Below are 21,803 nucleotides of genomic sequence, written 5' to 3' on the forward strand. Positions count from 1 at the left end.
CATGACCCTCCGTATGCCCCTTCTTGCCTTGAAGCCGTTTTTCGCCATGCTGATTCTCTTCGGCCTGGTGTTCAGCGTAAGCGTGGACGCGGCGGTATGCGGGCCTGAAATTGGCGAACTTACAAGTGTCGAAGCTGCAAGTAGCGAGACTGGTCAAGACTTGCCGGACAGCCCGAATGAGCAGCATGGCATCTGCGCCCACGGCCATTGCCATCATGGAGTCCAATTTGCAGGCAATGCGGATATCGGGGCCGGTGAGCGTTCATCCGGTGCACAGCATTTCTTCGAACCCGTCGGCCTGACTGCAGTCCAGCAAGCGATTTTGACGCCCCCTCCTCGAATCTGACGTCCAGTATTGCCGCCGCAATGTCGGCGCGCATTCGGCATGTCAGTAGAGGAAAAATCAATTCATGTTTGCCATTATTTGGCGAGGCGCCCTTTTTGCAGGGCTGAGCCTCGCAGTACTGCCCGGTGCGGTGCGTGCACAAGAACGCGCGGTGTTGACGCTCGACGAAGCTCTCGCGCGTGCGGGTGTGGACGAAAGCGCGCAGGTGCAATCAGACAATCCGCGTTTGATCGGGCCGCAGGCCGAAACGGACGCGGCACGCGCGCTTATCGATCAGGCACGGCTTCGGCCAAATCCTGAGCTTGCCTTTGAAGCGGAGAACATCGCAGGAAGCGGTGCCTTTTCAGGGCTGCAAGCAACCGAATATACGCTGTCTTTGAGTCAGCGCCTCGAGCTAGGCGGCAAGCGGGGCGCACGCATTCGCTCGGCCGAGGCCGAGGCGCGCGTGGCAATGCTTTCTGGAGAATTGTCGGTCGCTGAGCTGAGTCGCATGGTGCGCGAACGCTACATCGAGGCGGTCGCTTCAGCTGCGCGACTGGAACTTGCCCGCGACGTAGTCGAACGCAATCGCGAACTCGCGCGTATAGCTGGCCTGCTTGTCGAAGTTGGCCGCGAGCCGCCGCTGCGCTCGCTTCGTGCAGAAGCGGCCCTTGCTGAAGCCGAGGCGGAGTTTGAAGCCGCGCGAGCTTCAGAGATAGCGGCGCGGAGCGCGTTGGTGGCGCTCTGGGGTGAAACGTCCCCTCCCCCGGACGTGCCATCGGCGTTTCCCGGGATCGAACCTCCTGCGATGCTTCTTGCATCGCCTTCTGCTTTGCGTCTCCAAGTCGCGCGTGCCGAACGCGAGGCGGCGGACGCTGCGATCGACAGGGAGCGCTCTTTGGGTGTTCCCGATCCGGCCATCTCCGCCGGTGTCAGGCGGTTCGAGGAAAGCAGGGATCAGGCCTTCCTAGTGGGCGTCTCGATTCCCCTTCCTTTCCGCAATCGCAATCAGGGTAACATCGCCGCTGCCGAGGCCCGCTTCCGCGCGGCCTCCGCACGCGAGGCTGTCGCCCGCGCGGATTTCGAACTCGAAGTAACCCAGGCGCGCGGCCGCTTTCTCGCCGCCGAGGCTCGTGTAGAGACTCTGTCCCAAACCTCCCTGCCTCAAGCGGAAGAAGCCTTGCGCCTCGTCCGGATTGGGTATCGCAACGGCAGGTTCCCGCTGATCGAGGTTCTGGCTGCGGCCGAAGCCCGCGATGCAATCCGAGAAGCCTTGATCCAAGCCCAGGAAGATCGCGGTCGCCTGGCGGCGCAGTTGATCTGGCTTGGCGCCCAATGAGGAAAATACCCATGAACCGTAAGCGTTTGGCCGTACTGATCGGCCTGATCATTCTTGTTTTTGCGGCTGCTGTAATGCTGTGGCCGGACAACGGCGCAGAACCGCACAGCGAAGAGGAAACCGAAGAAAGCGATCTCCCGGAAGGACTGGTCCTACTCGGCGAAGAGCAGATTCGAAGCTCCGAAATCATGGTCGAGACCGTTGGTGAGGGCTCGGCGGTAGAGCTAGTGTTCCCAGCCACAATCGCCGCTAGCCCCACAGGCAGCGCGCGGATCGATGCGCGAGCGGCGGGCGTGGTGCGGAGCGTTCAAAAAACGCTGGGTGATTACGTCCGGCAGGGTGAAACCATTGCGCGTATCGAAAGTGCGGAAGCGGCAGCTTTGGCATCGCAATTGAGCGCGGCGCGCGCGCGCGTCAACGAATTGTCAGCCGCCTATGAGCGCGAACGCCGGCTTTTCGAAGCCAATGTTACGGCGCGGCAGGATCTCGAAGCGGTGCGCGCCAATCTCCAGGTCGCCCAGTCAGAACTGTCCCGCGCGCAGGCAGCGGTTGCGGCAGCGGGCGTGAGTGGCGACGGTCGGTCTTTGGCGGTTACCAGCCCTCTTGCAGGACGGGTAACGGCGGCGCCTATTGTCCTTGGTTCGTTTGTCGATGCGGGAGAGGAACTCTACCAAATCGTGAATCCTAATGCGATGCAGATCGAAGTCGCGCTCCCCTCTGCAGAAGCGAGCCGTATTCAGCCAGGCGATGAAGCCACGCTGGAACTTGCAGAAAACCGCGAGATCGGAGCGCGGGTCCGCTCCGTCACGCCATCGCTCGATCCTGAGAGCCGCAGCGCGACGGCAGTCCTTTCGCTCACGCGGTCCATCCCCGGTCTTCAACCAGGTGCCTTCCTGCAAGCGCGCATCCGACCTTCGGGCGAGGTCGACACGGGCCGCATGTCGGTGCCCGAAAGCGCGGTGCAGTCACTCGACGGCCAGGAAGTGGTTTTCGTGCGCACGCGCCGCGGCTTCCAGACCCGTCCGGTGGTGACCGGCGCACGTTCCGCAGGCCGCGTGGTGATCGAATCCGGTCTCGAAGCGAACTGGCGGATCGCAACCGAGAATGCCTTCCTGCTCAAAGCCGAACTCGAAAAAGAGGAAGCCGAACATGGACACTGATCGCATGCAGGAAACGGAGCACTCGCACCGCCACGGCCTGATCGGCATGATCCTCGACATGGCCGTGCGTTTTCGCTGGGCCATGGTCGTTTTGACGATCGGTGTCGCCATCTATGGCGTGATGAACCTTCTTCGGCTTCCCATTGACGCCGTACCCGACATTACGAACGTTCAGGTGCAGATCAATACCGAAGCGCCCGCCCTTTCCCCCTCCCAGGTCGAAACGCAGGTAACCTATCCGGTGGAAACCGGTCTCGCCGGGATCGATGGTCTGGAAATGACCCGTTCGATTTCGCGCAACGGGTTCAGCCAGGTTACTGCAATCTTCGAAGAAGGTACTGACATCTATTTCGCGCGGCAGCAGGTCAATGAGCGCCTGACGCCGATCACCGCTTCGCTGCCCGAAGGAGCAGAACCGGTAATGGGACCTATCTCGACCGGTCTGGGCGAAGTGCTCATGTATACGATCGAGTTCGAGCATCCGGGGGGCAAGGAAGCACCGAAGGGCAATGCGGTCGGTTGGCAGTCCGACGGAAGCTTCGTTACCGAACGCGGTGACAGGCTGGATAGCGATGTCGCTAAGGCTGCTTATCTGCGTACCATTCAGGACTGGGTGGTCGCTCCACTCATGCGGTCGGTCGATGGCGTCGCCGGTGTCGATTCCATCGGGGGTTTCCGAAAGCAATATCTCGTACAGCCCGATCCTGCTCGCATGACAGGCTACGGGCTTTCATTCGATGAGGTGATCGATGCGCTGGAAGCCGCCAACCTTGCCGAAGGCGCGAATTTCGTCGAGCGATCAGGAGAAGCCCTGCTGGCTCGTGTCGATGCACGGCTCGGCAGTGTCCAGGACATCGAGCAAGCAGTCATATCTACACGTGGAGGCGTTCCCATTCGCGTGGGAGATGTCGCAACGGTCAGCATTGGCGGTGATCTCAGAACCGGGGCTGCATCGCTGAATGGCGACGAGGCTGTGGTTGGTACCGTCCTCATGCGGGCAGGAGAAAACAGCCGCACTGTTTCAGCCCAGGCCGCTGAGAGGCTTGACGAAGTCCGCGCCTCCCTGCCACAAGGTGTGGTAGCCGAAATCGTCTACAATCGTTCGTCTCTCGTCGATGCAACGATCGCGACCGTCGAGAAGAATCTCGTCGAGGGTGCGCTGCTGGTCATAGCCATCCTGTTCCTTTTGCTCGGCAACATACGGGCCGCAATTATCGCCGCTCTGGTTATCCCTTTTTCGATGCTGATGGCATCGATCGGCATGAACCGGCTCGGAGTGTCAGGCAATCTGATGAGTCTGGGCGCGCTTGACTTCGGTCTGATCGTCGATGGGGCCGTGATTATCGTCGAGAATAGTGTGGCACGTCTTGCGGCCAGACAGGAGCATGAGGGCCGGCTCCTGACACTTGGCGAACGGCTGACGGAAACGCGGCTTGCCGCGCAGGAGATGATCAAGCCGACTGTCTATGGTCAGGCGATTATCCTTCTGGTGTTCGCACCGTTGCTGACCTTCACCGGAGTCGAGGGCAAGACGTTCTCGCCGATGGCCATCACGGTCATGCTGGCGCTCGCGTCGGCATTCGTACTCTCGCTGACTTTCGTCCCGGCGATGATCGCGATCCTGCTGAACAAAAAACTGACGGAGAAGGAAGTCAAACCGATCCGGATCGCCAAGGAACGCTATGGGCCTCTTGTCCGCAAAGCCATCGCCCGCCCTTGGCCGGTGATCGGGGCCGGTGCCGGCATTTTTGCCGTTGCTGCTCTGGTGTTCAGTTTCCTTGGCAGCGAGTTTACACCGCAGCTCGACGAGCGCGATATCGCGGTGCAATCATTGCGAATCCCTTCCACATCTCTCGAGCGGTCTCTGGCGATGCAGCGGCGAGTAGAAGATCGATTGGAGGAATTTCCGCAAGTGCAGCTGGTATTCTCACGTACCGGTACTGCGGAAGTGGCCAGCGACCCGATGCCGCCCAACGCCTCCGATGCGTATGTGATCCTGAAGCCGCGCGATGAATGGCCTGACCCGGATCTTTCGAAAGATGATCTGGTGGCAGAAATGGAGAGTGCTCTGGGAGGCCTGGTTGGCAATCTCTATGAGTTCAGCCAACCAATCGAACTTCGCTTCAACGAACTGATCGCTGGCGTGCGCGGCGATGTCGCGGTCAAGATCTACGGCGACGACCTGACCGCCATGACCTCGGCAGCGAACGAGGTCGCCGGGATTTTGCGCGAGGTCGAGGGAGCTGCGGATGTTAAAGTCCAGCAGGTCACCGGTTTCCCAACGCTTGATATTGCCTTCGATCGTCCAACGATCGCTCGATATGGGCTGAAGGTCGAAGACGTCGCTCAATCCGTCGCAATTGCTTTGGGCGGGCGGCCTGCCGGGCTGGTCTTTGAAGGCGATCGAAGGTTCGAGGTCGTCGTTCGGCTTTCGGATGCGACACGCGATGATTTCGATCAGCTTGGTGCATTGCCGGTGCTGCTTCCGAACGGAGCGACCATACCGCTGCGCTCGGTCGCCGAATTCCGGGTTGTGGATGGCCTTGCCGAAGTCCGCCGTGAACAGGGACGCAGGCTGGTGATCGTTTCCTCCAACGTGCGCGAGCGCGATCTTGGCTCCTTCGTTGAGGAAGCGAGGGCGAATGTCGAGGCGCAGGTCGAATTGCCCGCTGCAGCCTTCATCGAGTGGGGCGGCCAGTACCAGAACCTTCAGGCTGCGCAGGAACGGTTGCAGATCGTTATCCCGATCGCTTTCGCGGTTATTCTCCTGTTGCTCTATATGGCAGTCGGAGGCTGGGTTCCCGCTCTGGCTGTTTTCAGCGCGATCCCGCTCGCCCTCGCTGGCGGCATCTTCTCGCTGGCTCTGCGCGGAATGCCGTTTTCGGTTTCGGCGGCAGTCGGGTTCATCGCCCTCTCGGGCGTGGCGACCCTCAACGGTCTCGTGATGGTGACTGCAATACGCCAGCGTCTGGACAAGGGGATGGCGCTCGATGAGGCCATCGTGGAAGGCGGACTGGCGCGCTTGCGTCCAGTATTGATGACGGCTCTGGTCGCGTCGCTCGGGTTTGTCCCCATGGCGATCGCGACCGGCACTGGAGCGGAGGTTCAACGGCCTCTGGCAACGGTGGTCATTGGCGGTCTGATCACCGCCACTGCGCTCACCTTGTTCGTCCTTCCCGCGATCCTGAAGCTCGTCTTCGCCACCAGAAAGGATGACCGGACGTGGCGTCAACGCTGGTGGGACCGCCTGCGCCGCAACGTCACTCCCGAGGAACGGCAAGAGCTGCAAGAGGTTACGTGAATGGAGAGCATCAATGATTAGTAGCCAGCTCAGTGTGACTCTTGCCGGCGCCCTGATACTTTCAAGTGTTCCAGCATCGGCGCAGGATCAGAGCACGCTTGTTCCGATCGCCGGTGTCTGGAGCCTTGGTGAAACGCGGTCTTGTGATAGCGGACCGGCCTGGGTGTTTTTCGCAGATGGCTATTATGCCGAAGTGCAGCTTCCGGACGGTGGCCCCGCCGCCGTCGGAATTTGGCGAGACGAGGGCGATGCCATCGCTTACACCCACGCGCACATGCCATTTGAAGGTCATGAACGGCCGATGCGGGTTCGTCATCTTACCATCGAAGAGCGCACCGCCGAAAAACTGACAACCCGCAATTATCGCGGTGTCACGCGCACGTTTCACCGCTGTCCAGCGAATTCGCTGAAAGTGCCGGCAGGTCAGGACGCACATTGACGCTTTCGTTACGCAATATGCGGGCTTCGCTAGTCCCTATTCGGGTTTCGCGAACCTGCAAGCTTACGGGTCTGCGGCACCGGGAGCGGTCAATTTCCAATGGGAAGCAATAGGCAATGACGCGAACCATCGAACTCGAAGTCTCACCGCTCCTTCCCGACATCCCGAGCGAAACCGATCATTGCATCGCGCGCTTGCAGTCTTTGCTCAGCTCGCGGATCGGCGTGCACGAGGTCACGATATTGCCCGGCGAGAAAGATGCATCCGCCCGACTAGCGATATCATACGATGCCGATCGCCTGACTGTCGCCCGCATCAAGGAGTTGGCCCATGTGGCCGGAGCGGAAATCTCCGAACGCTACGGACACGTTGTCTGGCAAGCCGATGGCATCAATTCCACCCGCCGTGCCCAAACGGTCGCGGACCTGCTGGCGAGCAAACCCGGTATCCTCGAAGCAAATGCTGATGCGAGCGGGAGGTTCATCGCCGAATACGACCGTCAGCTAACCGATGAGCCTAGGATTGCGGGCGAGCTCAAGAACCTCGGCGTGTCGGTTCTGGCGGGCGATGTCGTCAGGAACGCCGAGCACTCTTCCAAAGACCATAGTCACGATGATGAAGATCATGCCGGACACAGTCATGGCGGAATCTTCGGCGCGAACACCGAACTCTATTTCTCGCTCGCCTCGGGCGCATTTCTCGCGACCGGGTTCGGGATTGAGAAACTATGGTCTGGGCATCCCGGATGGCTGCCATTCGCGTGCTATCTCGCAGCGTATTTCTTTGGCGGATTCTTTACCGTCCGAGAGGCGTGGGACAATCTGCGCCTCCGCCGGTTCGAAATCGACAGCCTCATGCTTGTCGCTGCTGCGGGCGCCGCCTTTCTTGGGGAATGGGCCGAAGGCGCGCTTCTGCTGTTCCTGTTCAGTTTCGGCCACGCGCTCGAACACTACGCGATGGGCCGCGCCAAGAGGGCGATCGAGGCGCTCGCCGAGCTCGCGCCGGAAACGGCACGAGTAAAGCGCGGAACTGACGTCGTTGAGGTTCCGGTCGAGAAGCTTGCGATTGGCGACGTGGTCATAGTGCGTCCGAATGAACGCCTTCCGGCCGATGGTTTCATCCTGGACGGCGTCAGTGCCATCAATCAGGCTCCGGTGACCGGTGAAAGCGTGCCGGTCGACAAGAGCGCGGTTTCGAATATCGCTTCTGCGCGCGCCAATCCTGACAATCTTGCGGATGACAATCGCGTCTTTGCAGGGACGATCAACGGATCGGGCGCGCTCGAAGTGGAAGTGACCCGGCGATCGAGCGATACGACGCTCGCCAAGGTCGTCCAAATGGTGAGCGAAGCCGAGGCTCAGCAATCTCCTACCCAGCGTTTCACGCAGCGCTTTGAGCGAATTTTTGTGCCCGCCGTGCTCGCTCTGGCCGGCCTGCTCCTTTTCGCCTGGGTTGTCATCGACGAGCCGTTCCGCGACAGTTTTTACCGGGCGATGGCGGTGCTTGTGGCTGCCAGCCCCTGCGCTTTGGCGATCGCCACCCCGAGCGCGGTCTTGTCCGGAGTAGCCAGAGCAGCACGCAGCGGTATTCTGGTAAAAGGCGGAGCGCCGCTCGAAGATCTTGGTGCGCTAAAGGCCATCGCGTTCGACAAGACGGGTACGCTTACAAAAGGTGAGCCCCGGATTACCGATGTTGTGGCAGCGCCCGGCGTAGCGGAACGGGAGTTGCTTGCGATTGCGTCCGCCGCCGAAAGCCTGAGCGATCATCCTCTGGCACAGGCGATCGTCAAGGATGGCCGCGAGCAGATCGGCGATGAGACACTACCCAAAGCGCGCGATCTTGAAAGCTTCACAGGCAAGGGCATCACCGCAATTGTTGGCGGGGAGCGGGTGTGGATCGGCAAGCTCGAAATGTTTGGCCAAGACGGCGTTCCTTCGCTCAGTGAGGGCCTGTCGGGAGAAATCGAGGCCATGCGCGAGCGTGGGCGGACAACAATGGGCGTTCGTTCGGAAACGCGCGATCTTGGAGCGATCGGTTTGCTCGACACGCCGCGGGCGGCAGCAAAGGCGACGCTCGAAGCGCTGCGCGGCCTCGGGATCACCCGAATGATCATGATCTCGGGCGACGATCAAAGAGTGGCCGATGCGGTTGGAAAGGATGTCGGCCTCGATGAGGCCTGGGGTAATCTCATGCCCGACGACAAGGTCGAGGCCATCCGCAAGCTTGCCGGTCAGGACAAGGTTGCGATGGTCGGAGACGGGGTTAACGATGCTCCTGCCATGGCGAATGCCACTGTCGGGATAGCAATGGGCGCTGCAGGCTCGGACGTTGCATTGGAAACAGCCGATGTCGCCCTTATGGCTGATGATCTTGCCCGGCTGCCTTTCGCCGTCGATCTGAGCCGGCAGACCCGCTCGATCATCCGGCAGAACATGATCGTCAGTCTCGGAATTGTCGCTGTGCTTATTCCGGCGACTATTTTCGGTCTCGGGATAGGCCCCGCTGTCGCGGTTCATGAAGGTTCGACATTGATCGTGGTCGCCAACGCGCTCCGGCTTCTGGCGTATAAAGAGAAGAGCGGTGCAAAGGCGATAATGGAGACGCAAGCATGAGCGGCGATGATAACTTCAATCTGGATACGTCTGACAAGCGCCGCACATTATGGATCGTCTTATGGCTTAACGTTGCGATTGCGGTCGGGTTTTTCGTCATGGGCTACTTTGGCGACTCGAATGCGCTGCTGGCCAACGGACTCGACAATTCGTCGGACGCGCTTGTCTACGCTCTCAGTCTCCTTGCGCTGAGTCGACCGCGCTCCTGGAAGCGAGGCGCAGCGCGCTTTTCTGGCGTCATGCTTTTGATCTTTGCCGGCGGAGTGATTGCTGATGCCGTCAGGCGGTTTGTTGAAGGTTCTGAGCCGGGTGGCATCCTGATGATCGCGATGGCTGCCGTCGCGGGCATAGTGAACCTCTATTGCCTTCGCCTGTTGCAAAAGATGCAGAACAAGGACGTCAACATGCGGGCCGCCACCACATTCAGCTTCAATGACTTCATTTCGAACGGCGGGATTATCATCGCTGGCGTCATCGTTATGATCACAGGCGCGAACTGGCCGGACCTTGTGGTCGGCATCGCTGTGGCTGGCATAGCTCTTTACGGCGGGATCGATATCCTGCGCGACGCGCACAGTGACAAGCACGACGAAGCGGGAACGGTTCATGGCGAAACACGGGAATGAGCCTCGTCCACGAGATATTTGTAACTGAGGATTTGTCGGCGATCCTGACCTTGGCGATGCTGGCAAGCCTCGGCCTGGGTGCTGGCGTTGTCTGGGAAGAAAAGCACGGGCCTACCCCGAACGAAAATGGGTTCGCGGCGGCCGTCCACTCTGGCGCCCTTGCCGCACTTGCGCTTGTTTTGACCGGTCCTGCAGTTGGACAAGCAAGGGGTGACTTCATAGACGCAGCCCTGCTCCCCGCTGGCGGGACTCTCTATCTTCTGGCGGTGCTGATCGGAGGCTGGGCTTCGCATCGCGACTCAGTTGGAACCCTGTCCGACGCCGTGGGAAGACGCGGGCCGAAGATGACCATTGCGCTTCAAGGCGGTATTGCGCTGGGGTTTGGTGGCATCGCTCTGGGTGCAGCAGCAGCCGTGTCTGTCTTCGCCGGTTTCGCAGCAACACTAGGGGTTGGAATCACCTTTTTCCTGGTGGGGCGAAAGACAACAGCCGGATTTCGCGACAGCGCGATGAAACGCATGGATCGTCTGGCGATCCATGTTTTTCTGTCACTCGCCTTTGTTGCCGCAGCGGTAGCCGGGTTTTGGCTTCTCCACGGCATGAGCGAAACAACCGACGCGCGGTTGGCAATTCTACTCGCAGGATACTTTCTTATCTGGTCGGTTCATTTTTTGCTGCAAATCCCGGGCAGACTGGGAGGTTTGAATTTGGCAGCACTCGCGGCCTTCATCTCCGGGCTTGCGATGTTCGGAATGATTGCAGTCGGATTTAACGCCGCGATCGGAGCAATCGATAATTCCGATGCGATCCTTCAGCATCCGGATACCGCCGGCAACGAAATCGTAAATAGCGGAGAGAAGTGATGGCGCACTCGCACGATCATACTGGCCACAGTCACGGCGAGGAAAACCTTAGCGATCGTCAGCTGATCCTCGCGGTCGCGATCAATGTCCTCCTGACCCTTGCCCAGATCGTCGGCGGCATCCTTTCGGGGTCACTGGCGCTTATCGCGGATGCATTGCACAACTTCAGCGATGCGGCCTCTCTTGGTCTTGCATGGTTTGCGCGGCGCATAGGCCGGCGGCCGGCGGACAAGCTGATGACCTTCGGCTACGCCCAGGGAGAAGTCGTCGCCGCGCTCATCAATCTGACGACCTTGCTGATCATCGGATTCTATCTGATCGTTGAGGCGATCAACCGTTTCGCCGCGCCGCAGCCGGTCGAAGGCTGGACCGTGATCTGGGTTGCCGGGATCGCACTTGTCATCGATCTCGTCACCGCATTCATTGTCTATCGCGGCGCGCATGACAGCATTAACATGAAGGCTGCCTTCCTGCATAATGTTTCGGACGCGCTGGCCTCGATCGGTGTGATCGTCGCCGGAGTGCTAATCATTCTATACGATCTCGTCGTCGCCGATCTCATCATCACTCTCATCATCGCGGCCTATGTCATCTGGCAGGGCGCGACGCTCCTACCGCGAACCGTTCGTCTGCTGATGGGAGCAGTGCCGGACGAGGTGGAATTTGATCAGATGGTTGAAAACCTGCGCGCGCTTGGCGGCGTGCAGGATATTCACCACGTCCATGTCTGGAATCTGGGAGAACATCACCGGGCGCTCGAAGCCCATCTCACTCTTGTTGATTACTCCCAAACAGCATTCGAGGGAGTCAAGCGACGCGCGCGGGCGATGCTGGAAAAGGATTTCGGCATCGCACATGCCACTTTCGAGCCCTGCCTCGCTACGGACTGCGATGATGCGCTGATCCCTGCCCACCCGGCACCCAACAACGGGAAAGACACGGCCGGTGATTAAGCTTTCGCTGGCCTGTTCCTGCCCGGCCGTTCGCAGACCCTGAGCCCTCATCGCGCGCCGGTCACGGACGGTATTGCAGTCCGGAACCGATGCACCGCGAGCCGCCCTAACCCGATATGGGCATAAAAGCCTACTACTGCTATTGCGAATACGTCTCAATAGCAGTAGTAGGCTGGTAAATGTCTCGAAAGGATTCTTCACAGGTATCGCGCTACCGCCTCGCTCATAGCAATTGCACTGGCCGCCCCTGCTTACGCCAATGAAAAAGACCCGACCGATGAGCGGCAATCGCAGGACGGGATAGCAAACCCAAGCGAATCGATTATCGTGATTGGCGGTCGCATCGATGCGTATGAAGTGGCCGGTGCGGCGGACCTAATCGATGGCGAGGAACTGAGCGAATTCGAGCATGGTGACGTCAACCGTGTCCTGCGCCAGGTGCCGGGGGTCAACATTCAGGAAGAGGACAGTTTCGGGCTATTCCCGAATATTGGCTTGCGCGGCGCGCCGGTCGAACGGTCGAGCAACATCACCTTGATGGAAGATGGCGTTCTTATTGCCCCTGCCCCCTACGCCGCTCCGGCCGCGTATTACTTCCCTGCGATCGGTCGAATGGATGCAGTCGAAGTGATCAAGGGCGCGGGCTCGGTACGCTATGGTCCTCGCACGATCGGCGGGGCCATCAATTTCCGATCGACTCCGATACCGACCGAGAGCCTTGCTGGCGAAGCCTCCGGACAGCTTGGTTCTCGCGGCTATTATCAAGGTCATGGCTGGATTGGCGCTAGCGCCGGCAATTTCGGGGCGCTGGTGGAAAGCTATCAGCAAGGCAGTGACGGGTTCAAGACGATAGATGGGCTTCCCGGCGCTGAGACCGGTTTTCAACGTCAGGACTATCGCGCCCGCTTCGCCGTCCACACCAGCCCAGATTCGCCGGTCGATGCGCGCCTCGAGTTCGCCTATGGTCGATCAGAACTTGAGGCGAACGAAACCTATTTGGGCCTCGCCGACGCGGATTTCGCGAGCGATCCGTACCGGCGCTATTCGGCCAGCCAACGCGACGTTTTCACGGGCGAGCACGATCAATATCGGCTCACCGGCACCCTCCGGTTGCCCGACGACACGCAGTTCGCGGTTACCCTATATCGCAACGATTTCACACGAAGTTGGTCGAAGCTACAGGACATCGATTTCGATGGTGATGGCAGCTTTGATGCCATCCAACCCGTTTTCGATGCTCCCTCCTCAAACGAGAGAGGCCTCGCAATCCTGCGAGGCGCAGAGTGCGCTGAAGGTGCCCTTCGCATTCGCAACAACAACCGCGTCTATCGGAGCGAAGGCGTCCAGCTTTCGTTCGAAAGACCTTTCGAGACCGGCGAGGTCAGGCACAACCTGGCTGCGTCGCTCCGGTATCACGAGGATGAAGAAGACCGGTTGCAGAATGAGGAATTCTATACGCAAACGGATGGAGATCTCGTTTTCGTCCGGCAGACGGCTCCGGGCGCTCAAGCCAATCGCGAGGCGAAGGCGAAGGCGATCGCTTTCTATCTGGAGAACCGGATCGAGATCGGCGGGCTTACTCTGACACCCGGCATTCGGTACGAAGGCATCGACCTTACTCGACTGGACTATGATCGAGCCGACCCCGCTCGTCTCGATGGACCTGCGCGCATACGCAAGACCAACGTTGACGAATGGCTTCCCGCACTCGGTGCAACCTATGCACTGGGAGACGTGCTGTTGATTGCAGGCGCTTCGCGCGGTTTTTCTCCCCCCGGGCCCGGAAATCCGGAGGCACGAGCCGAGAAAAGCTGGAACTATGAATTTGGTGGGCGTTTTCGGAATGGCGCCATTCAAGCTTCCGCGATTGCGTTTTATTCCGACTATTCCAATCTGCTCGGAAACTGCACACAATCCGTGGGGTGTAGCGTCGGGGATATTGGCGACCAGTTCAATGCTGGGGCCGTCTCCGTGAAGGGGTTGGAGCTGGCAGCTTCGACGGAGCATCAAGTGGGTAGGGAAATTTCTATTCCCTTCTCGGTGGTTTACACGCTCACCGACGCGCAATTCGAAAGCAGTTTCGAGAGTGCGTTCTTCGGTTCCGTGTCCCAGGGCGACGCACTCCCCTACATCGCTCGCCACCAATTCTATGCCGAAACGGGGCTCGCATTTGGACCGGCATCCTTGCTCGTGAGCGCCAATTACACATCGCAAGTACGCACCGAAGCAGGTAGCGGGGATATTTCGCCCGATGAGCGTATTGACGAAAGGATTGTCTTTGATCTCGCCGGCCGGTTTGCGCTGACGGAAGGTCTCTCTTTGTTTGCCAGAGTGGATAATCTGTTCGACAATGCTTATGCTGTAGCGCGTCGGCCTTCGGGTTTGAGACCGGGGGCTCCCCGGCGCTTCGTAGCAGGCGCTAGCGTGCGCTTCTGAGTATCTACGCCGGCCGATGATCGCGCAATCTTGTAGGAGGCGGGAGCGCCAGTGAGCATTTCCGCCTCACTAAATGCAGGTGAGGTCGAGACTCACGCAATCGATTGCGCCGACATTCGACGTGCCGCAGGCCACACACCCGCCAAAATATGAGGACGGCGGACACCTCCCCCAGAATAAATAGGAGTTTTGACATGACCCTCTCCATTGGCTCGACAGCTCCCGATTTCACAGCGGAAACGACCCAAGGCACCATCACCTTCCATGATTGGATGGGCGACAATTGGGCTATCCTGTTTTCTCATCCAAAGGCATTTACCCCGGTTTGTACGACCGAGCTGGGTTACATGGCCGGTCTCGGCGAGGAATTTGCCAAACGCGACACCAAGATTCTCGGCCTGTCGGTCGACAGCAGCCAAGACAATCGCGACTGGCTACCCGATATCGAGGCGGTCAGCGGCAATAAAGTCGATTACCCGGTGGTCGGCGACAGCGACCTGAAGGTGGCCAAACTCTACAATATGTTGCCCGCCGAGGAGACTGGCAGTGCGGAGCAAAGAACCGCAGCCGACAATGCTACCGTTCGCGCCGTCTATATCGTTGGCCCGGACAAAAAAATCCGTGCGATGCTACTCTATCCGATGAGCAGCGGACGCAATTTCGAAGAAGTGCTCCGATTGCTCGATTCAGTCCAGCTCACCGAAAGTAAAGGCGTGGCAACCCCGGTCAATTGGCAGAGTGGGGATGACGTCATCATTCCACCGTCTGTTTCCGATAAAGAAGCGAAAGCGCGCTTCCCGCAAGGTTTCACAACGCTGCGCCCCTATCTGCGCACGGTTAAAATCGACTGACCAGCGCAAGCGGATGTGGTGTATTTGGGCTCGAACTCAACAGGGGAACCCGCATGAAGCTAGACAAAAGCAGTCACGCAACTGCGGCTTCTGCCGCATTACGATTTGGCACCGACGAATTCGTAAGCGCATCCTGCCAGAAACTCGCGGAAATGGAGTTCGTTCAGCTCTCGGCGGGCTGGTAGCCACGGGCGGAATTCTTCGTATTCGCGCGAGACGCCGAACGGTTTCGTAGCGAATATTCCGATTTCAATCAGCCATCGCGGCCAGCGCTCGGGGTGCTTCAGGCCAAGCAGGGCCATCCGGCCACCCGTCGGGAGAGCAGCTGAGGCGCGCTCGATGATCGCGGCGTAGTCAGGTGGCATTTCCAGTCGAAAGGTGCTGATGACTGCGCTGGTCTCGCTCGGAAAGCGGAAGGCGGCTACGTCTGACTGCACAAATTCGACATTGCTAGCTCGCAGGCGCTTCGCTCGTCGACGGGCTTGGTCGAGCATGCCTTGCGAAAGGTCGACCAGCGTCACCTTGCCGCTTGGTCCTACTCTCTCAAGCAGAAACGCGAGGTTTGCGCCGGTGACAGCACATAGATCGATCACATGGTCACCGGCCTTGAGTTCAAGCCGGTTAACCAGATCGCGTCGCCAGCGACCAAGACCGGCCCACCGAAACCCCGACACCAATCGGTCATAGATTCCCGCGTTCTTGTCGTAGAGACGTTCAACCTGTTCGTTGGATAGAATTGCCATGGCGCGTGCTAGCGAACCTCGTCCGAAGAGATGGTGAAAACCTCCGCGAGGTCGTCCGGGTATGGCATTGGCGCGAATGCGCTCACGTTTGCGCGTCCGGTATTGCCCCAGGGGAGCCGTCCGGTGAGATTACCAAGGGGAGCGAGCGCAAGACGTATGACCTGCCCCAGAACTTCGCGGCCATCGCGGGTTTCAACTGCATAGCCCAGCATCGTCATATGTGAACGAAGGTGCGGCCCGAAGAAGCCCTGGCCCAGAATATGTTCCCGCTCGAGCGCGGTCCAAGCCAAAGCCCGGTCACCAGACTGCCTGGCGGCACGGAAAACGCGCCGCTCAGCTTCGATAAGTTCAATAATGTCCTTCTTTGCCACAGGATTTTACCGTTCTGCTTGCATCTTCGAATCGTCTTATGCACCTTGTAGTGGCTACAAGGTCAAGCATTGCGAGAAACCCATGAAGATTGGTGCCCTGGCGCGGAAGACCGGCACGACCGCCGAAACGATCCGCTACTACGAACGGACCGGATTGCTGGAGGAACCACCACGCACCGCCGGAAACTACCGGGACTATGGCCCGACCGAATTGGCCAGATTGCGGTTTATCCGCCGCGCACGCGACCTCGGCTTCACCATGGCGGAGGTGCGCCAATTGCTTTCTTTGTCGGATGATCCATCGCAATCGTGCGAAGCCGTGGACTCTATTGCCAGCCTCCACCTACGCGAAGTGGATCGGAAGCTTGGTGACTTGCGAAAACTGCGAACCGAACTGCGCCATATGGTCGACGACTGCCAGCACGGAGCGGTTGGCGAATGCCGGATAATCGAAGTGCTTTCCGGCTAGCGGGACAGCGCGCGTTTATTCGAGCGGTGACGGGACGCAAACCATGATCATCTCGAAATTCGGGGCGTGTTCTGACATATCTCGTCGGTGCGTTCGACAACAGAACCGATCCAGTCATCGATCTCGGCTTCGACCCAAACCGTGCAACGGGGACCGAGCGAACGCGACTTTGGAAAACGGCCTTCGCGCATCCGCTGATAGATTGCCGTTCGGCGCAGGCCCACGCGCGCCATGACCTCGGGAAGACGAATGAGCCGGTCTGGCGTTGGCTCGACAGGAACGGCTTCCGCGTCCGTTTCGAGACCAGTCGTCATTTCAGAGAGCGAAGCTTTGTTCATCCTGCCGCTCCAGTTGCGCGAGGTGATCCGACAGGAGACCGGCGGTGCGGTGAGCGGTCCCCTTTGCCCAGCGCGGTCTCACATCGAGCAGCCTCTCGCCCAGCGCTTGATCCAAAGCAGACGGCAACTCGCTTATGAAGGTTTCAAGAAATTCCAGCACGCCGCTATTCTGCCAATCCTTGCTACGCTGCGAGTACCCCGCGAGTGCCAGCATCAGGGAGGTGCGCGGCGCGTGACCGCTCGCGTCAAGGATGGCCAGCGCCTCAAGCAGTGTGGCTGACCTTGTCCCGGCGAGGATGCGTCGGAGCGCGTCCTTGTTGATATTCGTCTGTGCGGCAATCGTCCGCCGGGACTTGCCACTTTCGTCCACGGCATGGTCGAGGAAAGCGGCGACTCCTCGCGATAGTTCTCCCCATTTGTCGTTTGTGTTTCGCGCCATTGTTCCTGCTTCCGGTGATCTTTAGCGAATCACCAACAGGCTAGGCGACGCGTCAAACTGTAGGAAAGGAAAAAGAACAAATAAGGAACTCGTAGGAAACTGGCTCATCGTCACACGATTTGATTCGCGCAGAGTCCGGTCCCTCGATCTCAGATTTCGGTATGGGTGGCGCAATGATCGGTATTCTTGGCCGCAATGTCTGCACCGGTCGCGCAAAGCCCGGTCAGATTGCCCAGAATCGACGATTTCTCTTGGTCGGAATGCCGCGTGCGGCAGTTTCCGTTTTCCTACACCCTGCCTTCCAATCGAGGAAAGAACATACAGCGAACGCATCGCTGCCAATGTTCGAAACGGAGTTCCTCGATGAACAATGCAATCACCCTTCCCCGCCCATCCGTCAAAGGCATTCGTGCCCGCGACTATATTCTTCCGGCCGCGATTGCGGTCGCCTGCGCCGGTGCCGCCTATGCCGGTGCCGACACGACCTTTGATCCGGCGCTGCAGAAGTTCACTGACTTCCTCGAAGGTTCGGGCGGCAAGATCATCACCGTCCTCAGCCTTGCCGGCGGTTTGATCGCGCTCGCCTCGGGCCGCTTCGCCCTTGGGCAGGTCGCGGTCCCGGTCGGTGTCGGAATTGGCGTCGGCACAGGCGTGCCGATCGTCACCTCGGTCGTGACCGCAACCATTTGATCGCGGTCTAACGACGGGAGGGCGGCATGGCCGACAGATACCTCGTTCCACGGCGGCTCGACGACCCGGAGCTCATCGGCTTCTGGACCATCGACGAGTTTGCGGGACTGCTCGTCCCCTTCGCGTGGGGCATCCTTTCGCAGCACATCATCATCGGCACCGGCCTATCGGTCATGACCTGGTTCGCCCTTCGAAAGGCGAAGGCATCAGGCGCAGGGTCGAAACTGGTCCATGCTGCCTACTGGTATCTGCCGGGGAGCTTCCTCGGGCTGAAAGCCACGCCGCCCTCCCACTGCCGCCTGCTCGCAGGCTGAGGGAGGACCCAAGTGAAACACGAATTCGCCTATGAGGAAGCGCAGCGTCACCTCAAACAGCGCAACCGCTTCGCCGCGCTGTCAGCCGTGCTGGGCCTTACCAGCCTGCTGGCGGTCGGCGCGGCGGCGACGCGCGAGGAAAGCGTCATTTTGGTGCCTGTCACGACCGAGCGCCTGACGCTCGGGAGCGGCGGTACCGATGCGCACTACCTCGAACTCGTAACCCGCGACACCGCGCTCATGCTGCTCAATCGCGCACCCGAGAGCCTCGACTACTGGATGGAACAGGTCCTCAAGGTGGCAGATCCGTCAGCGCACGGGAGCCTCAAGGCCGAGCTCGTCAAGATCGTCGACGAGCAGCGCGGTTCGGACATCAGCCAGGCCTTCGTCATCTCGCGGATGGAGGTCGACCCGCAGGCGCTCACCGCGACCGTCACCGGAACGCTCAAGACCTTTGTCGGCGCGCAGGTGATCGCGAGCCAGCAGCGCAGCTTCGAATTCAGCTGGAACCGCCGCGGCCTCAGCCTCGGCCTCACCGGCTTCCGCCAGCTCCCAACCGAAACCGAGGAGGAGAACCCATGACACTCCTATCCCGCCCCTTCCCCGCCGCGCTGACCAGCGTTGCGCTGGCAATCGCCACGGCCGCCTACGCTTCACCGGCACATGCCGACCAGTTCGTCGAGGCCGCTGATGGCGCCGCGATCGATTGCGTGCTCGCGCGCGGCGCGCTGACCCGTATCGCCCTCATCGAGGATGGTTTCGCCAATGTCTCGAAGATGGCGAGCGGCTATCCCTACAACGATTTCGAGGTGACCCACGAACCGGTGCGCGGCGACATTTATGTCTCGGTGCCGCTGCAATATGCGAGCGCCAGAGTCAGCTTCTTCGCGACCAGCAGCGCGGGCTATGTCTATAAGTTCGCCTGCCGCGTCGATGGCGAGGAAGCGAGCCAGCTCTTCGTCACCAATCCCGCGCTCGCCAAGTCCCAGGCGAGCGAATGGGAAGGCTATGCAGCGACGCGCGACGAAGCCGCGATCCGCCTGATCGAGGCGATGGCGAGCGACGGTGTTCTGCCGGGCTTCCGGGCGCGCGCCGAACTCTCGCGACCACGCCGCACCGACAGCCTCGAAGTGCAGCAGGTCGCCGAATATGAAGGTGCCGAGCTGATCGGTCAGGCCTTCACCCTGCGCAATCTCGGCCCGATGCCCGTCGACCTTGCCGGTGAACGCGAGGCGCCCGCCGGGGCGCTGGCCTTTGCCTATGGCCGCGACAGTCTCCAGCCCGGCGAGAGCACGCAGGCCTTCCTCGTCTTTGCGAAGGGAGGGCTCGAATAATGGCCGATACCGACAGACACGATACGCCCGCCGCAGCGCCCAAGGACGAGACGCGCGGCGAAGCCCGGCGCAATCTCAACCGCACGGTCGCGCAGCGCCAGAAGCTGCTGCTCGCCGGCATCGGCGGGGTGGCACTCATCTCCGGTTCGATGTTCATCTTCGGCGGCGAGGATGAAGCCGGCGCCGGCGGCGCGGGCGCGACCACGATCGAGACCGGCGCGCTGGTCAATCGCAATCTCTCGCAGCGCGAATTCGTCGCCACTTATGGCAACCGTCTTGATGCGCAGGGCCGCGCGATCAAGGACCTGCAGGAAAGCCAGCTTCCCAAGGCCTCGATCGAGCAGGAGCTCGAGACATTGCGCGGCGAAAACGCGCGGATGATCAGCGACGGTCAGGCGGCGATCGATGCGATCTCGGCCGAGAACGCCGCCTTGCGCTCGGAACTCGAGACGGTGCGCGCCAATCCCCCAGTTACGCCGGTTCCCTCAGCCGATCCGCGGGCTCCGGGCTTCCCTCCCGGAGCGCTCGAGCCACCCAGCGAACCCAAGGCAAGCCTGCTGAGTTTCTCATCCGACAAGCCGGGCGCCGCCAAGACCAAGGCAATCGAAAGCGCGCCGACGCTGCTGCTCGAGGCAAGCCGCGATTACCTGCCGCCCAACAGCTATGCACCTGCCACCGTGATCGTCGGGGTCGACGCCTCGACGGGCGTTACCAGCCAGAGCGATCCGCTGCCCGTGGTGCTGCGTATCACCGGTCCGGCGCGCTCGGTGCTGCAGGGCAACAAGCTTCTCACCACCGATCTCACCGGCTGCCTCGTCAACGGCGCGGCGCGCGGCGATCTCTCGGCCGAGAAGGTTTACGTCAAGCTTGTGCGCATGACCTGTGCGCAACCGGGCGGACGCTTTGCGGTGAGCGAGGTCAAGGGGTTCATCGCCTTTGCCGGCAAGTCGGGCGTTCGCGGCAATGTCGTCAGCCGCGAAGGCAGCCTCGTCAGCCAGGCGCTGCTCGCCGGGATCGTCGGCGGGTTCGGACGCGGCTTCTCGGCCAATGCCAACGGCATCTTTGCGCAGCCTGTCGGCAGCGACGGCAGGCGCGACGCGCTCTCGCCGACCGACATTCTCGCAGGCGGCCTCGGCCAGGGCGCGGGCGAAGCCGCCGACACGGTCAGCAAATACCTCATCGAACGCGCAGAACAGTACCAACCCGTCGTCGAGATGCCGACCGGCATCGCAGTCGAGATCGTCTTTCTCGACGGCGTCCATGTCAGGAGCACACCCCAATGAACTACTCGAACCAGCGGCCCGGCCTCAAGGCGCGCGCCGCGCACATATCGCTCGCCGCCGCCAGCGCAGCAGCCCTCCTTACAAGCGGTGTCGCGGTAGTGACCGCCATGCCGGCGCAGGCCGCGATCACGCAGAATGTGGTTGAAGCGCTCAAGCTTCGTCTGCCCAAGACACCGATCGACGCGCTCGATTGCAAGACATTCGCGCCGTGGTGCGAGGTCGTCTCGGGAGAGACGCTGTTCTACATCGACGAAGCGGCACGCTACCTCTTCGTCGGGCGGCTCTACGACATGGAGGAGCGGCGCGACGTAACCGCCGCGCGCCTGCTTGAACTCAATCCCGACCTGCTCGCCGCCGGCGCAGCCCGCGCTGCCGGCGAGGACACTGCCGGTCGGCACGACGTTGCAGAACCCCGCGACAGGCGGGCCGCGACGCATGTCGATCTCAAAGTCTTGCCCGCAGTAGGCGCGATCCTGTGGGGCAATCCCAAGGGGCCGAAGCTGGTTGTCTTCTCGGATTTCCAGTGCGGCTACTGCAAGCGGCTCACCGGCGAACTCGAGAAGGCAGGCGTCCTTGTCGAGGAGCGGCCGATCTCGATCTTCGGCGCATCGAGCCGCCGCATGTCCGAGGCGGTGCTGTGCGCCGCCGATCCGGTCGGGGCGCTCCATGCCGCCTACACCGGCAAGCACCTCGAACCGCGCGCTGCCTGCAAGAAAGCAGCTGCGCTCGATGCCAACGAAGCCTTTGCACAGGCCAACGGCTTTGCCGGAACCCCGGTGATCGTCAGAGCGCGCGACGGTGCGGTGCTGCACGGCTACCGCGATGCAAAGACACTGCGCGCATTTGCCAATGCCAAGACCGGATCGAAGCAATGAGCGGCCGTGTGACCCGTGTCGGAGCGACGGCAACCCTCTCCT

The 21,803-nt window shown here is 60.6% G+C and carries 22 protein-coding genes; 18 read left to right on the forward strand and 4 right to left on the reverse strand.

Going from position 1 to position 21,803, the window contains the following annotated elements:
- Window position 1 precedes the first annotated feature (1 nt).
- From KCG45_RS14530 to KCG45_RS14580, 11 genes are all read left to right on the forward strand, one after another.
- Window positions 2–346, forward strand: coding sequence for a hypothetical protein (locus KCG45_RS14530; protein ID WP_137678721.1), 345 nt, complete (start codon window positions 2–4; stop codon window positions 344–346).
- A 64-nt stretch (window positions 347–410) separates the two neighbouring features.
- On the forward strand, window positions 411–1,664 hold the full coding sequence (locus KCG45_RS14535; RefSeq protein ID WP_010412683.1) for a TolC family protein: 1,254 nt from the start codon (window positions 411–413) through the stop codon (window positions 1,662–1,664).
- Window positions 1,665–1,675: 11 nt separating this feature from the next.
- Window positions 1,676–2,824: an efflux RND transporter periplasmic adaptor subunit gene (locus KCG45_RS14540; protein WP_011413836.1), complete on the forward strand. Its 1,149-nt coding sequence runs from the start codon at window positions 1,676–1,678 to the stop codon at window positions 2,822–2,824.
- A gap of 37 nt (window positions 2,825–2,861) precedes the next feature.
- Complete coding sequence (locus KCG45_RS14545; RefSeq protein ID WP_137678839.1) at window positions 2,862–6,125, forward strand: efflux RND transporter permease subunit; 3,264 nt, start codon at window positions 2,862–2,864, stop codon at window positions 6,123–6,125.
- A gap of 13 nt (window positions 6,126–6,138) precedes the next feature.
- Window positions 6,139–6,564, forward strand: coding sequence for a hypothetical protein (locus KCG45_RS15515; RefSeq protein ID WP_225982092.1), 426 nt, complete (start codon window positions 6,139–6,141; stop codon window positions 6,562–6,564).
- A 116-nt stretch (window positions 6,565–6,680) separates the two neighbouring features.
- Window positions 6,681–9,176 (forward strand): heavy metal translocating P-type ATPase, encoded by a 2,496-nt coding sequence (locus KCG45_RS14555; protein WP_137678722.1) that lies wholly within the window; start codon window positions 6,681–6,683, stop codon window positions 9,174–9,176.
- Window positions 9,173–9,802, forward strand: coding sequence for a cation efflux transmembrane domain-containing protein (locus tag KCG45_RS14560; RefSeq protein ID WP_090479109.1), 630 nt, complete (start codon window positions 9,173–9,175; stop codon window positions 9,800–9,802). Before KCG45_RS14555 ends, KCG45_RS14560 begins: the two co-directional genes overlap by 4 nt.
- On the forward strand, window positions 9,799–10,665 hold the full coding sequence (locus KCG45_RS14565) for a hypothetical protein (protein ID WP_090479112.1): 867 nt from the start codon (window positions 9,799–9,801) through the stop codon (window positions 10,663–10,665). Before KCG45_RS14560 ends, KCG45_RS14565 begins: the two co-directional genes overlap by 4 nt.
- Entirely contained in the window at window positions 10,665–11,618 is a 954-nt protein-coding gene (locus tag KCG45_RS14570; protein WP_090479115.1) for a cation diffusion facilitator family transporter, read from the forward strand. The genes KCG45_RS14565 and KCG45_RS14570 overlap by 1 nt, the downstream gene beginning before the upstream one ends.
- Window positions 11,619–11,945: 327 nt before the next feature.
- On the forward strand, window positions 11,946–14,054 hold the full coding sequence (locus KCG45_RS14575; protein WP_369410800.1) for a TonB-dependent receptor family protein: 2,109 nt from the start codon (window positions 11,946–11,948) through the stop codon (window positions 14,052–14,054).
- A gap of 194 nt (window positions 14,055–14,248) precedes the next feature.
- Window positions 14,249–14,905, forward strand: coding sequence for a peroxiredoxin (locus KCG45_RS14580; protein WP_010412650.1), 657 nt, complete (start codon window positions 14,249–14,251; stop codon window positions 14,903–14,905).
- A gap of 98 nt (window positions 14,906–15,003) precedes the next feature.
- On the opposite strand, the gene KCG45_RS14585 is transcribed toward KCG45_RS14580, so the two are convergent.
- Window positions 15,004–15,648, reverse strand: a complete 645-nt coding sequence (locus KCG45_RS14585; protein WP_010412648.1) for a class I SAM-dependent methyltransferase — start codon at window positions 15,646–15,648, stop codon at window positions 15,004–15,006.
- A gap of 8 nt (window positions 15,649–15,656) precedes the next feature.
- The gene (locus tag KCG45_RS14590) at window positions 15,657–16,019 is read right to left on the reverse strand and encodes a DUF3703 domain-containing protein (RefSeq protein WP_010412645.1); all 363 of its coding nucleotides are present in this window, start codon (window positions 16,017–16,019) and stop codon (window positions 15,657–15,659) included.
- 82 nt (window positions 16,020–16,101) lie between these two features.
- Between KCG45_RS14590 and KCG45_RS14595 the strand changes: the two genes are divergently transcribed.
- Window positions 16,102–16,488, forward strand: coding sequence for a MerR family transcriptional regulator (locus tag KCG45_RS14595; RefSeq protein ID WP_010412642.1), 387 nt, complete (start codon window positions 16,102–16,104; stop codon window positions 16,486–16,488).
- Between the two features lie 47 nt (window positions 16,489–16,535).
- Here the strand turns inward: KCG45_RS14595 and KCG45_RS14600 are convergent, their stop codons facing one another.
- Both KCG45_RS14600 and KCG45_RS14605 read right to left on the reverse strand, forming a co-directional pair.
- Window positions 16,536–16,802 carry an AlpA family transcriptional regulator gene (locus KCG45_RS14600; RefSeq protein WP_010412637.1) on the reverse strand — a complete coding sequence of 89 codons (267 nt, stop codon included), beginning with the start codon at window positions 16,800–16,802 and terminating at the stop codon, window positions 16,536–16,538.
- 1 nt (window position 16,803) lies between these two features.
- The gene (locus tag KCG45_RS14605) at window positions 16,804–17,265 is read right to left on the reverse strand and encodes a hypothetical protein (protein WP_029140025.1); all 462 of its coding nucleotides are present in this window, start codon (window positions 17,263–17,265) and stop codon (window positions 16,804–16,806) included.
- 363 nt (window positions 17,266–17,628) lie between these two features.
- Here KCG45_RS14605 and KCG45_RS14610 point away from each other — a divergent pair, with 363 nt between their 5' ends.
- From KCG45_RS14610 to KCG45_RS14635, 6 genes are read left to right on the forward strand one after another with little or no spacing between them, the layout of a single operon-like run.
- Entirely contained in the window at window positions 17,629–17,955 is a 327-nt protein-coding gene (locus KCG45_RS14610; RefSeq protein ID WP_010412629.1) for a hypothetical protein, read from the forward strand.
- Window positions 17,956–17,981: 26 nt separating this feature from the next.
- Window positions 17,982–18,269 carry a type IV conjugative transfer system protein TraL gene (gene traL, locus KCG45_RS14615; RefSeq protein WP_010412623.1) on the forward strand — a complete coding sequence of 96 codons (288 nt, stop codon included), beginning with the start codon at window positions 17,982–17,984 and terminating at the stop codon, window positions 18,267–18,269.
- Between the two features lie 12 nt (window positions 18,270–18,281).
- Complete coding sequence (locus KCG45_RS14620; RefSeq protein ID WP_218317978.1) at window positions 18,282–18,851, forward strand: type IV conjugative transfer system protein TraE; 570 nt, start codon at window positions 18,282–18,284, stop codon at window positions 18,849–18,851.
- Window positions 18,848–19,603 carry a type-F conjugative transfer system secretin TraK gene (locus tag KCG45_RS14625; RefSeq protein ID WP_011413831.1) on the forward strand — a complete coding sequence of 252 codons (756 nt, stop codon included), beginning with the start codon at window positions 18,848–18,850 and terminating at the stop codon, window positions 19,601–19,603. The genes KCG45_RS14620 and KCG45_RS14625 overlap by 4 nt, the downstream gene beginning before the upstream one ends.
- A complete protein-coding gene (locus tag KCG45_RS14630) occupies window positions 19,603–20,886 on the forward strand; it encodes a TraB/VirB10 family protein (protein WP_138615240.1) in 1,284 nt (427 codons plus the stop codon). The genes KCG45_RS14625 and KCG45_RS14630 overlap by 1 nt, the downstream gene beginning before the upstream one ends.
- A complete protein-coding gene (locus tag KCG45_RS14635; RefSeq protein ID WP_007163824.1) occupies window positions 20,883–21,761 on the forward strand; it encodes a DsbC family protein in 879 nt (292 codons plus the stop codon). Before KCG45_RS14630 ends, KCG45_RS14635 begins: the two co-directional genes overlap by 4 nt.
- The last annotated feature ends 42 nt before the right edge of the window (window positions 21,762–21,803 follow it).

This window comes from Erythrobacter ani, from assembly GCF_019204025.1.
GTDB lineage: Bacteria > Pseudomonadota > Alphaproteobacteria > Sphingomonadales > Sphingomonadaceae > Erythrobacter > Erythrobacter ani.

What these genes read in the sequence shown, in the direction of transcription:
- KCG45_RS14530 (WP_137678721.1), top strand. Translation starts at nt 2, where the DNA reads ATGACCCTCCGTATGCCCCTTCTTGCCTTGAAGCCGTTTTTCGCCATG.
- KCG45_RS14535 (WP_010412683.1), top strand. Translation starts at nt 411, where the DNA reads ATGTTTGCCATTATTTGGCGAGGCGCCCTTTTTGCAGGGCTGAGCCTC.
- KCG45_RS14540 (WP_011413836.1), top strand. Translation starts at nt 1,676, where the DNA reads ATGAACCGTAAGCGTTTGGCCGTACTGATCGGCCTGATCATTCTTGTT.
- KCG45_RS15515 (WP_225982092.1), top strand. Translation starts at nt 6,139, where the DNA reads ATGATTAGTAGCCAGCTCAGTGTGACTCTTGCCGGCGCCCTGATACTT.
- KCG45_RS14555 (WP_137678722.1), top strand. Translation starts at nt 6,681, where the DNA reads ATGACGCGAACCATCGAACTCGAAGTCTCACCGCTCCTTCCCGACATC.
- KCG45_RS14560 (WP_090479109.1), top strand. Translation starts at nt 9,173, where the DNA reads ATGAGCGGCGATGATAACTTCAATCTGGATACGTCTGACAAGCGCCGC.
- KCG45_RS14565 (WP_090479112.1), top strand. Translation starts at nt 9,799, where the DNA reads ATGAGCCTCGTCCACGAGATATTTGTAACTGAGGATTTGTCGGCGATC.
- KCG45_RS14570 (WP_090479115.1), top strand. Translation starts at nt 10,665, where the DNA reads ATGGCGCACTCGCACGATCATACTGGCCACAGTCACGGCGAGGAAAAC.
- KCG45_RS14580 (WP_010412650.1), top strand. Translation starts at nt 14,249, where the DNA reads ATGACCCTCTCCATTGGCTCGACAGCTCCCGATTTCACAGCGGAAACG.
- KCG45_RS14585 (WP_010412648.1), bottom strand. Translation starts at nt 15,648, where the DNA reads ATGGCAATTCTATCCAACGAACAGGTTGAACGTCTCTACGACAAGAAC.
- KCG45_RS14595 (WP_010412642.1), top strand. Translation starts at nt 16,102, where the DNA reads ATGAAGATTGGTGCCCTGGCGCGGAAGACCGGCACGACCGCCGAAACG.
- KCG45_RS14600 (WP_010412637.1), bottom strand. Translation starts at nt 16,802, where the DNA reads ATGACGACTGGTCTCGAAACGGACGCGGAAGCCGTTCCTGTCGAGCCA.
- KCG45_RS14605 (WP_029140025.1), bottom strand. Translation starts at nt 17,265, where the DNA reads ATGGCGCGAAACACAAACGACAAATGGGGAGAACTATCGCGAGGAGTC.
- KCG45_RS14610 (WP_010412629.1), top strand. Translation starts at nt 17,629, where the DNA reads ATGAACAATGCAATCACCCTTCCCCGCCCATCCGTCAAAGGCATTCGT.
- traL (WP_010412623.1), top strand. Translation starts at nt 17,982, where the DNA reads ATGGCCGACAGATACCTCGTTCCACGGCGGCTCGACGACCCGGAGCTC.
- KCG45_RS14625 (WP_011413831.1), top strand. Translation starts at nt 18,848, where the DNA reads ATGACACTCCTATCCCGCCCCTTCCCCGCCGCGCTGACCAGCGTTGCG.
- KCG45_RS14630 (WP_138615240.1), top strand. Translation starts at nt 19,603, where the DNA reads ATGGCCGATACCGACAGACACGATACGCCCGCCGCAGCGCCCAAGGAC.
- KCG45_RS14635 (WP_007163824.1), top strand. Translation starts at nt 20,883, where the DNA reads ATGAACTACTCGAACCAGCGGCCCGGCCTCAAGGCGCGCGCCGCGCAC.